Source organism: Pseudomonas sp. IT-232MI5 (assembly GCF_949767845.1).
Taxonomy (GTDB): Bacteria; Pseudomonadota; Gammaproteobacteria; order Pseudomonadales; family Pseudomonadaceae; genus Aquipseudomonas.
The window spans coordinates 127489-139607 of sequence record NZ_CATKQE010000033.1 but is presented as its reverse complement, the minus strand read 5'-3'; the positions used below and the strand labels follow the sequence as shown (position 1 = coordinate 139607).

At 50.8% G+C, this 12119-nt stretch carries 6 protein-coding genes and 1 pseudogene; 4 read left to right on the top strand and 3 right to left on the bottom strand.

The genetic code is table 11. The annotated features are described in order from the left end of the window. Positions 1-74: 74 nt before the first annotated feature. Complete coding sequence (locus tag ACM6JQ_RS16630) at positions 75-881, top strand: hypothetical protein (protein WP_414894243.1); 807 nt, start codon at positions 75-77, stop codon at positions 879-881. 654 nt (positions 882-1535) lie between these two features. Here the strand turns inward: ACM6JQ_RS16630 and ACM6JQ_RS16625 are convergent. Continuing rightward, a complete protein-coding gene (locus ACM6JQ_RS16625; RefSeq protein WP_314534080.1) occupies positions 1536-3005 on the bottom strand; it encodes a hypothetical protein in 1470 nt (489 codons plus the stop codon). Between the two features lie 202 nt (positions 3006-3207). Here ACM6JQ_RS16625 and ACM6JQ_RS16620 point away from each other — a divergent pair. Then, positions 3208-3324: pseudogene (locus ACM6JQ_RS16620) on the top strand (IS5/IS1182 family transposase); the annotation flags it as partial. Positions 3325-3864: 540 nt separating this feature from the next. Next, on the top strand, positions 3865-7683 hold the full coding sequence (dsr1, locus tag ACM6JQ_RS16615; protein WP_414894242.1) for an anti-phage defense-associated sirtuin Dsr1: 3819 nt from the start codon (positions 3865-3867) through the stop codon (positions 7681-7683). A gap of 150 nt (positions 7684-7833) precedes the next feature. On the opposite strand, the gene ACM6JQ_RS16610 is transcribed toward dsr1, so the two are convergent. Further along, the gene (locus ACM6JQ_RS16610; protein WP_368969343.1) at positions 7834-9219 is read right to left on the bottom strand and encodes an IS4 family transposase; all 1386 of its coding nucleotides are present in this window, start codon (positions 9217-9219) and stop codon (positions 7834-7836) included. 336 nt (positions 9220-9555) lie between these two features. Here ACM6JQ_RS16610 and ACM6JQ_RS16605 point away from each other — a divergent pair, with 336 nt between their 5' ends. Beyond that, the gene (locus tag ACM6JQ_RS16605; RefSeq protein ID WP_314534084.1) at positions 9556-10815 is read left to right on the top strand and encodes a hypothetical protein; all 1260 of its coding nucleotides are present in this window, start codon (positions 9556-9558) and stop codon (positions 10813-10815) included. A 248-nt stretch (positions 10816-11063) separates the two neighbouring features. Here ACM6JQ_RS16605 and ACM6JQ_RS16600 read toward each other — a convergent pair whose 3' ends face one another. Continuing rightward, entirely contained in the window at positions 11064-12116 is a 1053-nt protein-coding gene (locus ACM6JQ_RS16600; protein WP_414894241.1) for an AraC family transcriptional regulator ligand-binding domain-containing protein, read from the bottom strand. Positions 12117-12119 lie beyond the last annotated feature (3 nt).

Below are 12119 nucleotides of genomic sequence, written 5' to 3'. Positions count from 1 at the left end.
CGTGGTTCAAATATCCATGATGTTTTTAAATTTGGTGCAATGGCTTGCGGGCATTGCAGTATCAGGCTGTTAATATGAAATATTTAATTGTTTTTGCGGTATTGTTCTTGGGATTTTCAACTCGGGCACACTCAACCCCAACGCTTGTCGTTACCTCAAGTCAAAATGAGGGGGTGGGTGTACGGTATTTCTATACAGTCAATAACTGGACGGTTCAAGACCCTGAGCGAACATACTGCGGAAACAGAGACTGGGGTAATGCATGCGTTGTTATAGAAACAGTAATGTTTGATTCTGTGCCTCAGTCAACCGCGAATATGGGAGCATGGAGAATCCCGTTTCAAACAGGTGATACTGTAACGATGGGGGATATACTCCTCAGGCTTAATGCTCAAGGTGTATTCAATATACCTTGGCGTACCTCGGTGCTCGTCGACGGTTATAGTTATAATCCGGTATGTATAAAGTTACAAATTGCGACCGGTTCGATAACTGAACCTTTTACAGCATGCGCGCCATTGAAAGCACCGCCGGTAAAATGCGACCTTTACGGAAAAACCAGCATCGATCACGGAACTTTGTCTGACAACGTTTTAGAAGGGGCGCAAGCGTCTACCAGGCTTAATCTTTCTTGCTCGGGTTCAGCAAGTGTAACTGTAAAAGCAACCCGGACTAATTCTTACGGCGTGCGGTTGAGGAACGACAATAGTCTGTATTCCGAAATCAAAATCAACCAAAAGGATGCCACTAATGGTATTGGTGTTGTGACTTCAAGCAATGGTAGCGCTGCAATCAATGTTACATCGACCTTAAGGGCTAGAGGTACTGTGGTTTCGGGGAAGTTCTCAGGGTCGACAGTGATAACAGTATCGCCAAATTGAAGGATATTTGTTTGGCTGCGTATGGTGTTTTGTCGTTCTCTTATATGCATAAATTTAAAATTAAGGAAGTACAGCTCTGATAATTCGCTTGGGCAAGAGGGGGTTGTGGACATCAATCTAACAAATTACCCAAGCGCACACGGCGGACGATCTGTTTCGTGCCAGTGACCGCGCTGAGGGTTTTGTCCTGCGCCTTGAGACGGACAAAGTGCTGAACGCCGCCAGCATTGAAGGCATGTATAAAGCCTTTGCGGCGGCTACGGCGCGGCGCCAGGAGCACGAACTGTGATCGGCAAGGGCGTTCACGGTTGTTCGCCGAGCTCGGGCCGTGCATATTGGTCGGTTTCCAAGGGGCAATTGCTTTAGGGCAAATTTAGGGCGTATCGGAGGCGGAGTAGGCCGCGATATGCCGTTGGCTAAGGGGTATTGGTCTGATTGAGTGGCGTGAAGCGGTCTGTGCGGACTCAGGCGGGGGGGCGAGTCGCTATTCAGTACGATTATCGATGCAATGAACCGATAGCTGCCGTTTGGAGGAGGGAGCTACCGGCCAGAAGTTATGTTCGCCACTGGCAGCAATCGGCCAAAAGCAGACTCTTGGCTACCACGGCATGGTTGTGCCAACCCCGGGTTTGGCGAAATAACCACTGCCATCATCTAGGCGGTAAATACTCTCAGTTGCCCCGTGTTATCTTCAATTGCGCTTTTGTAGCGCTGGGCTTCATCCGAATTACGGCAGCACAGGTAGATAACCAGACCTTGTGAAAGGTGTTTTTTGATGTCTTCGATGATCGAAAATGCACGTGAGCGCATGAAGATACCGTCGGTACTGATGAAGATGGATGAGCAGGTGGTTTCAAATACCAGAATGCCATTGGGCGCGCGGAATCCGCTGCCAATCGTGTCGCGTCTGATGGTCACAGCACAGTTTTCCTTGGCTTTTCGAAGGTTCTTATCGACTCGGTGGAGCGAGAATCTGTGTTGATTTTTCTTGGCCCGATAGGAGATTTCACCATTTTCCATGTAACGTCCGGAGAAATCTTTCCAGGCCTCCGCCCCTCCGCGTCCTGTAGTTAGCTGGTTCATATCGAACACGTCGTTGTCGGTCACCACCGTAATCGATGTGGCATTCAGGCAGATGCTCAGCGTCTTAGAACCATTGTGCTTGAAGGCATTTTGGGCAAGTTCGAGAAGAACGTCACATATCAAATAAGGGAATTCACTGTCATATTCGATTTCAGAACAGTAGTTGTGCAGTTTACGTAGCAGTAGAGGGCCATACTCGTTGTTGAGAATGTCATTTAGGCCTAGTTTTTTCACATCTCGTTCGTGTAGAGAAATGGTGTCGCCAATCATCGCGTCGAACAGATGAAGGTAAGCGGGAGACACAGTTTCAAAGCTGTAGCCATTCGATTGGCACAACGAATCGATAATGATAGGCAGACGCTGGGCTGTCGTAGTAGCAATTTCTTTCTGCCCGATATCCGAGAAGCTGTCGCCGCCGTAATCCGACACAGTCTTGACAACGACCCACGGCACTTGGCCGACGCTTTGCACAAAACCGAAGGCCTCCATTTCTCCGGCTTTCACCTCCGGGTACTGTGCGAGCAAGTCGTCGCGGGCCGCATCGCTTTTGTACAGAGTTTCCAGGCTCGCCATGGTCGCGGTGGTACAAGGCACGCTGGCGAGTTGATCTTCGTCCAACACCGTATTGCTATTGAAGGATCTCTTTCTGTAACGAGTGCCAGTAGGCGTGACTTCCATATCATTCAGTGACAAGACATGGGTGCATACCAGTGTCTGACCAATGGATGTGAAATTGGGGGCACCCCAACAGATGCCGGTCAGAATGATCAGGCTCGGCTTCGAGTAAGCGTCGATGAATCGGACTGCGGCGTTGGCGATAGAGCCCTCTTTCGATGCGCCACTCGCGCCGCTCAAATGCACTATTAGCCTTCTATCCAATGTACCGATGGTGCAGCCTCGGTTGGGTATCTGAAGCCTCAGCTCTGCCTTGTGCTTTAGAATGTTGTTAAGCGCATCCTTTTCCTTGTCGTTGGATGTGAGTATCAGGATGTAATTATTTTCGAGGGCGGGCTCGTGGTAATGAATATCGATGTGCTTCATTGCTCTGTCTCATGCTCCTGGTGTTAGACTTTTTAAGAAAAGTGTCCGTACGGTGATCATGCTGTGATTAAACAGGTTCGGCGGTTATTTACAAATAGTGAACTCCGCTTCATCACCTATTTTTGCCATACTTTATCGCTATTCGGCGACTTTCCATACAATCTCTAATATGCATTACGCATAGTCAATTTGCTCACACCCGAAGGAGATCCGCCGAATCGTGGCGCGCTTCGACAAGCTCGCGAAAGGTTATGCCGCAATGGTCTCGCTGGCTTGCTCCATACGATGTCTGCGACATCCATTTCCTTACAGGGCCTAGTGAGTGGCTGAAAACAGTTGCTACCGAAGGGCCGCTTTGGGTCCAGAGTGTGTAAAAACGCTTCGCCAAAATTGAAATGTGCGCGTCCACGTTAAATCTGAAATTTATCGGCACGTCAGCAGATGTGGATTTCGCGTAGAAGCGAATTTTTCAGTCCAGTTTTGAGTACCTGCCGTGCTCAAAAACGTTTTTACACAGCCTCGGTCGATTGTAGCCGGTCGCGAAAGACCGGAACCGGCCGATTCTGTTGAAAAAGTCGGCTTGCCCAAAACGCGCGAATATTGATGGATGAAAACACCTCTTTTGCACGCGGTTACGTGAAATCCGACTCCTAAATCTTCTGCCCAAAACTCAGATTTCAATCTCAAGCGCGTACTTTTCTACCGTGGAATTCGAAGCCGACTGTTTCAACAGAATCGGCCAAAAGCAGTCCTTGGCGACGGACCGCTTCCGGTAGTATTGATGGCGTAAAAGCTTCACCCGTGCTACATAACGAGCAAAAAGATGGCTTGTTGCCATCAATTGCGAGGCGGTGCAGGGATGCAATTTGTAACGAACGGTCCAGATATTCCAGATGAACTGCTCCAAGCCCATGAGGAGGGTCGGGTCATCTTCTTTTGCGGGGCCGGCATTTCCTATCCAGCTGGGCTCCTGGATTTCAAAGGCTTGGTGAAGCTCATCTACCAGGAGGCGTCGACCACACTTGATAGCGCAGAACAGAAAGCTTTTGATAGCTATCAGTACGATGCCACGCTTGACCTACTGGAGCGTCGCTTGCCGAACGGGCGCGGCGCTGTTAGAGAGGCTTTAGCGAGGGCTCTCAAGCCCAATCTTCGACGCAAAGGTGCGACTGACACGCACGCCGCATTGCTGAGTCTGGGAAAGAGCCGGAGCGGCGCAGTACGGCTCGTTACGACGAATTTCGACCGGGTGTTCGATGCGGCAGGGCGACGCACAAAACAGCGATTCAATACTTACGCCGCCCCGATGCTTCCGCTGCCTAAAAATAGTCGCTGGGATGGAGTGGTTTACCTGCACGGCCTGCTGCCGGATAAACCAACCCTTTATGAACTCAACCGACTGGTCATTACAAGTGGTGACTTCGGCCTTGCATACCTGACAGAGCGTTGGGCAGCCCGTTTCGTAAGCGAATTGTTCCGCAACTACGTCGTATGTTTCGTCGGGTACAGTGTCAGCGATCCGGTTCTGCGATACATGATGGACGCACTAGCTGCTGACAGAATGCTGGGAGAAATTACTCCACAGGCATGGGCATTTGGATCATGCGCGCCAGGAGAGGAAAGCCAAAAGACCGCTGAATGGAAGGCAAAGGGAGTCTCTCCCATCCTGTACCACACTCAGTCTGGGCTGAACTCGCATAGGGGGCTGCACCAGACACTGCAAGCTTGGGCAGAGACATACAGTGACGGAACAACTGGCAAGGAGCGGATCGTGACCACCCACGCTCTCTCCAAGCCTTCGGCCAGTACCCGGCAAGATGATTTCGTGGGGCGTATGCTTTGGGCGCTTTCTGACAAGTCAGGGCTACCTGCACGCCAGTTTGCAGATTTCAACCCTGCCCCTTCCTTGGAGTGGCTGCTTGATGCCTTCAGCGATCCCCGCTACTGCCACTCAGATCTCGCACGCTTCGGTATTCCTGCTCACTCGGAACCTGATCCTAAACTCAGCTTCAGTCTGGTTCAAAGGCCTTCCCCTTATCATTTGGCAGCGCCGATGACGCTTGTCAGCGGGCGTGCGGGCAACTGGGATAATGTGATGTTCCAGATAGCTCGATGGCTTATGAGGCACCTTGATGATCCAGACCTTCTACTTTGGCTTTCTGCGCGGGGTGGATGCATCCACGAGCGGCTTGCATTTTTAATCCAGGATCAGCTTGGGCTTACTGCCAAGCTTCAGAATGAAGGGAAAACTGCCGAGCTGGATGCGCTTCGCAAAAGCTCATCAAAGGCGATACCAGGGCCTCACATGCGCAAGCTCTGGGGGCTATTCCTGGCCGAACGGATCAAGTCGCCCTGGAGAGGGCTGAACCTCTATAGTTGGGCGGAGCGGTTAAAGCGAGATGGTCTGACTGCCAGTCTTCGACTCCAACTAAGAACACTGCTTTCTCCAGTGGTGTCAATATCCAAACCATTTCGATTTTCAGACGATCTGGATGTCTCGTCCAAAGACCTGCGCAATCTGGTGAATTGGGAGTTGGTATTAGTCTCCGACCATGTGCGATCCACTCTCTCCGAGCCGTCTCATTCGGCGTGGGCGTCGGCTTTGCCATTGCTAATTGAGGATTTCCAGGCGTTGCTTTGTGATGCTTTGGATCTTTTACAAGAATTGGGAAGCGCCAATTTCTCTGAGGATCGTTCATTCTGGGATCTGCCGTCGGTTAGCCCTCACTGGCAGAATCGTGGTTTCAGAGAATGGGTCGTACTCGTTGAGCTGCTGCGTGATTCGTGGCTGGCTAATTTCGAAGAAAATCCTGAAGCTGCGGCAAAGATCGCGCGCAGGTGGTTTGAGATTCCGTATCCAACCTTCAAACGTTTGGCGTTCTTTGCAGCCAGTCAGGATGGTGCTATTTCTGCGGATGAGTGGGCTGAGTGGCTACTCGTAGAGAATGGCCGATGGTTGTGGTCTACCTCCACTAAGCGCGAGGTTTTCCGCCTACTTGTGTTGAAAGGGCGAGGGCTGCCACTAGCTGCTCAAGAAAGGCTGGAGGCGGAGATTTTGCTCGGGCCTCCGAGAGTAAATTTTAAGGCAGAAATCACGGATGAGCGCTACCAGGAATATGTAGACCGTGCCGTTTGGAGGGCCTTAGCAAAGCTTCAGTCCGGTGGGCTTGGTTTGGGTGATCCGGCTCAGCGGAGGCTTGATGAGTTATCCGCAGCTTACCCGCATCTCCGGTTGGCAGAAAACGAGAGCGACGAATTTTCTCATTGGATGAGTGGGACCGGGGACCCTGATTATCAACAAGAGCGTGTCATCAGGGTTGCACCTTACAAGCGTGAAGCATTGGTCCAATGGCTTCGAAATCCCCCGACAGATGATGAGTATTTCGATGAAGACACTTGGAGAGATGTGTGCAGAAAGCACCTTCTCAACAGCCTGTGTGCCTTGGGTGATCTAGCACGAGAAGGGCAATGGCTCGTGAGGCGCTGGCAGGAGGCTTTCCAAGTTTGGAGCGAATCAGGTATCGCTCAAAAATCATGGCGTTATGTTGTTCCGTGGATCAATGCGATGCCAGATGAGGTGCTTGCGCAAGTAATTCATTATGTAACTCGCTGGCTTGATGAAGTATCTAAATCAAATCTTCAAGATATTCCATTGTTCTTGAGGCTCATCCGTAGGGTGATGCATCTGCCGCTAGATGCGGATACGGGGATGACCAGCAATGGCGAACCGATCAATCAGCCAGTTACTGAAGCAATCAATCACCCCATTGGGCACGTAACCCAATCGCTGTTAAATATTTGGGAAGGATCAGAACTTAGTGACGGTGATCGTCTGCCAGATTGGATGGGGCAGCTTTTCACCGAGATCTGCGACTCTAAAGTGGAACGATACCGTCATGGCAGAGTTTTACTTGCTTCCAGACTCATTGCACTTTTCCGGGTTGATGAGGCTTGGACTAGGGCTAATCTGCTTCCTCATTTCAGCTGGACTATCGACCCTGTCGAAGCTAGAAGGGTTTGGGAGGGATTCTTGTGGTCACCGCGCCTGTACCGTCCACTTCTTTTAGCCTTCAAATCTGACTTTCTCGACACTGCTAGCCATTATGAGGACCTAGGTGAGCACGATGAGCAGTTCGTTGCAATTTTCACTTATGCGGCATTAGGTCCACTCGAGGGGTATAGCGCGGATGAGTTCCGTGAGGCCTTTGCTACGTTTCCATTGAAAGCCTTGCAAGAGGCTGCTCAAGCCCTATCACAAGCGATGGAGGGCGCCGGTGAGCAGCGGGAAGAGTATTGGCAGAATCGGATCCTGCCCTTCTGGCAACATATCTGGCCAAAATCCAGAGATCTAGTTACACCCGAAATCGCCGAATCACTGGTCCGGATGTCCATTGCCGCCGGAACAAAATTTCCTGACGTTCTGAATGCCGTTTTCGACTGGCTAGTGCCCATCGAGTATATGCACTACGCAATTCACCAGCTTCGCGAGTCAGGTCTGTGCGCAGTTTTCCCTGAATCAGCGTTACGCCTGCTGGTAGCGGTAGTGAACGAACAGGAGTGGCCGTCTTCTGATCTTCGTCCTTGCCTGGAAGCGATTGCAGAGAGGCAGGCAAACCTTACGGAACGTCCTGATTACCGTCGCTTGATGGAATACATGCATCGGCGTGGCGAGCCCTAGTGCGGAAAACTCTGGTGCAGCGCTTAATTGATTTTGTACAAGAAAGAGGAATGCGGAGAAATTGATCATGCCGTTGCAGAGGGGGCGGTAAACGCGCTCGTTCGAGGGTTTGAATACAATACAGATAAAGGGGACTGATTTGAATGGCACTTACTTAACATGTTTTGGGTGCCCGTTTTTTCTGACCTCTGCCCTTGCTGACCGACGTGATTTGGTCAGTAAGGGGTAGGCTTGAGGTCTTCGTTTTATGGCTCGCGGCTCGATACGACCAGGTCGGTTTCCAACGCGCCTTTGAGCGATCAGCGTCAATAAGTTTGACAGGCCATCCTCGTCTTCGGGGCTGCCATATTGTCTCAGCGCCAGCCATAGCTGAAGGCTGTGCTTGAAGCTCAGTTCGCGAGGTAAACAGTCCGCTAATAGAGCCGATTGTGCCATGAGCATTCGGATCAGATTGTGTGCCAACAGATAGACCCATAACTCCTTGACTGCCATGCCTGGAGTTTTGCAGCTTAACTTTCCAAGTCCCAGCGTAGCTTTGAGATTTCGCAAATCTAACTCGACATGCCATCGCCCCTTGTACAGCGATTTGAGGGCTGTTTTAGGTGTCTGCTTTGGGCAATGCAACGTGGTCACCAACGTCTTTCCGCCAGCCTTCAGCTCTCGCACTGTCAGCCTTTCAGGCGCCTGTTCGTAATGTGTCTGACTCATCCAGGGCGGCCTTCTTTCGGGCTTTTTTAACTCGATCAGATGATCTTCCGAACCGAGACTTTGACCCAAGCGAAAGTCCGTGCTGCGCCGTCGAGCGCCATATTGTTCGAACACGCCATCGACACCTCTTCGTTGCAACTCGCACAGCAGGAAATAGGTAGCGTAGTAAGCATCGCCCAACAAAATGTCACCTGTTTTCAACGTGTCTAGCATTGATCTGAGCAGTGTCTGTTCATCGCCGCCCTTGCCTCGGAAACGCCCAAGGGCAGCATCTAAAACGGCGCCGCTGGAGAGGCAGACGATGCCCACCACTCGACACAACGGAAAACCAAGACCGATTTTCTGGCCGCGAGATTGCGGATAGGCGCCCTGATTGGCCGCTGTGTCGGGCATGCTGACCGTCGTGCCATCCACCAGCCGCACAGGTCGTCCCATCCAGCGCCACGACGAGGGTGCGTTATCACTTATCGAAGCACCGGTTTGCCTGACCAGCGTGGAAACCATTTCCACAGGCAGGCGTTTTCTGGCTTTGCAGTAGGCGCCCGTGCGAGTGCTATTGGGTTTCATGCCGCCACATGACCGTTTAATCGACAGGTCGTTCACAGCATTCTGGCAGGAGCGGTCGGCGCTCATTGCTTGAGCCAGAAACATAGACAACGTTTCAATTGGCGGAAACAGGCGTTCCCGATGTTCTGGCAGTTCAGACTCGACGCGTTGTAAGAGATCGGGAGACGTGAGGAGATTGAAAAACGCATAGGCATCGCAGTCCGAAGCGTGTCGATGAAAACGTTGCTGTTGATGCTGAAGAATTTCACGTCTACGATCCATTTGGGGCTGTGTCCTTGGTTTGTCGGGGTGTGTTCGCAACTATCACCGTAGACCAAGACCAGCCCTTCTTCATTTTTTGCTTTCAGATCAGGTGGTTAGCTGTTAAGTAAGTGCCATTCGGGACTGATTTCTTTTCCATTTATTTTCCGAAAATAAATCAGTCCCCACTTTTCGTACATTTTTCGCATTTTTTGGTCTTGCCCCAACGCTGCTATTCACTGAAAATAGATTCACCTATTTGCGCCAAGAATGATCGAGTGATCGAACTGCAAGCCGGATTCTCCAATTAGCATGCACGAAATTAAGCGTGCCTAAGTTAACTAAGAGTTGATATTTATGAATCGAAGTCGCAATAAAGATTTGCAATTAGCAATTAAGGTTCAGTTTGACAAGTACCCATTATTGCCAAAGCTGGTGAAAAGACCAACTCATTCCTTGCATTCGCCCTGGACTCAACTCGTAAGCCAACACCTCCAATCTCAATTTCCTACATCTGGCGAAGGAGATTTTTATCGGGTCGTTTTCAGACCAGGAGCGTCCGGTGAATTGATGACTATTCAAAAAGGGCCATTAGCTGGGCTTCAAACAACCAGTGTTGTTGAGGGTGGTAAAATCACCTCCATGGCGGCCTTAGAAAAGGTCGACGGTCAGCTAGCTAATAGCTTCATGCCTATGTTTCTTACCTTAGGAGCTTTAAATTCTTTTCATGCTCGCCTGAATTACATTACAGATATTTGTGTCACCATAAGAAATCGGCAGATATCTGGTGACAAAGCCAAGCTTGAACGAATCTCCGAAGTGATCGCTGACTGCTTCGATAGTCTGAGCGAAGGAGATGAAATACTCAATGCAGAGAACCTCCGCCGTGTGACTACCAATACTGATGACTGTTTTGAAATTCTAAGTGTATTTCTGGATGACTTAGAAACTCAGCACAAAGCGGAAGCAATGGATTTCGAGAGCTGCGATGAGTACTCGGGCGTACATTGGTATGATCATAGAAAACTTGCTAATCCGACGCAAGCAATGCGTACGCTCATGCAGCATAGTATTTTTTCTGCCTTCGAAAGGTATGTTGCAGGTAGGGCTTGTCAAGTTCTGCTTAGCGGAAATTATTCTTTGTCTAATATTGGCCGTCACAAACGAGCATTGGAACGGGTTCGAGACTCAATTCGAAAAATTTTTGATGAAAGAATGGAGAGGCATCAGAGAGGTGCCGATTTTTTTCGCGATAAGGTTAAATCTTTTAAAGAAGGATATGATGTTCCTAACTGGACGCTGGAGTCCGCCCAGAGGGGGTTGGATCGGCAGTTGGCTGTCATCAAGGAGTTGGAGGGCGAGCTATATATTCTGCTTGAATCAAAGATTGCAGATTTTGACGCCCTTGCAGAAATTTTTGGAAGGGGAAGTTTTGAAGCAATAGTCATCGACGGGGGAATGATTTTTAGTGATCTAGATCCTCAACAACTGGTAACTGAGATTACAAACTCACCAGAGTTATTCTTTAGTACGGGCCAGATCGCCAAAAGATCTGAGGTTTTCAATAGTACAAATGATTCGAACTCAAAAACCAGTGCTGATGACCCTGCCCAGTAATGAGGCCAGCTATCTATAGGAAAGGCATTTGGAGCGAAAAATAATTGCTGAACTGACTGTCTCCTTTTGGCCGATAGCGGCCCCCAAGAGAAGGGGTGACTGCTGGCCGGATGCGGTACGTTGTCAGCGACAGCTCGTGCAATGACTTCCTGTCACGAGCGTCCGTTTTTTGCCGTTACTCCCCTTAACTACATCCCGTTTGCTGTAAGTGCTGACATCCAATACAAAACAGTTCAGTGCAAATACGCTCAAGGTCGCTCTTTCACTCGATTCCGAAGCAACAAGGGCTGCCTGTTCACTCCGGACTGTCTACACCACTCCAGCACCGAGACACCAAACCATCGATGAAAAGCCCGCGAAAATGTACTGACGTCGGCGTAGCCAAGTAGGTGCGCTACTTGCGGCAGACTAATCGTTGGGACCTGCAGGTATTTGCGCACCAATTGCTGGCGCGTCTCGTCCAGCAACTGCTGAAATGAAGTATTTTCCTCAGCTAGGTGGCGCTGCAAGGATCTTGGGTTGACGGACATGCAATCGGCCACTCTGTCGATCGTCGCACGTCCGCTGGGCAAAAGATTGCGCAGCAATTGCCTGACGTAGCCCGGCATCGCGTCGGTCGACAGGCGTTCAATCCCTGCCAAATGTTCAGCGATGAGCTGATGCAAGGCTTCACTGGCGCAATCTAGCGGCTGCGCCAGCGCACTGGCGTTGAAGAGCAATCCCGTGTGGGCGGCTGAAAACGTCGGCGTGATGCTTAGTGCCTGCCGATAGAGGCCTTCATCCGCCAGCGGGGCATGGCGGAGCATGATTGCCTCGGGTTGCCATTGTTCGCCGGCCAGGTTTTGCATCAGGCGTAAACCGATCCCGCACGCCAGTTCTTCGGCCTGAGCCAGGCCGTCGATCTCCTGCTCATCGGCTCGATAACCCAGCAATGCGATACCGTCTGCAATCTCCAGATAGAGATGCGCAGCGCCGTTGTACAGGGCGAAATTGGCGCGCAGTTCGAGCAGCGCGTCGCCGACGGTACGGGTGTTGTGAATCAGGAAAAACATGTCACCGAAGACGTCGACTCCCTGATGGAGGCCGAACTCCAGACCGAACAATGCGTTGTTCGAGCGCTGCCGACATTGAGCCAACAAGCGACAGTAATTGCGAAAGGACAGGATATCTTCCGGGCGCTGCAGTGACGCGACAGGCAGACACGCCTGGCGTAGCATCCGGTTCGGCTCCAGTCCTTGACGCCGGGCGAACGGATCGAAGCCTGTCAGGCTGATGGCGCGAATGAACGGGTTGCAAGTCATGTC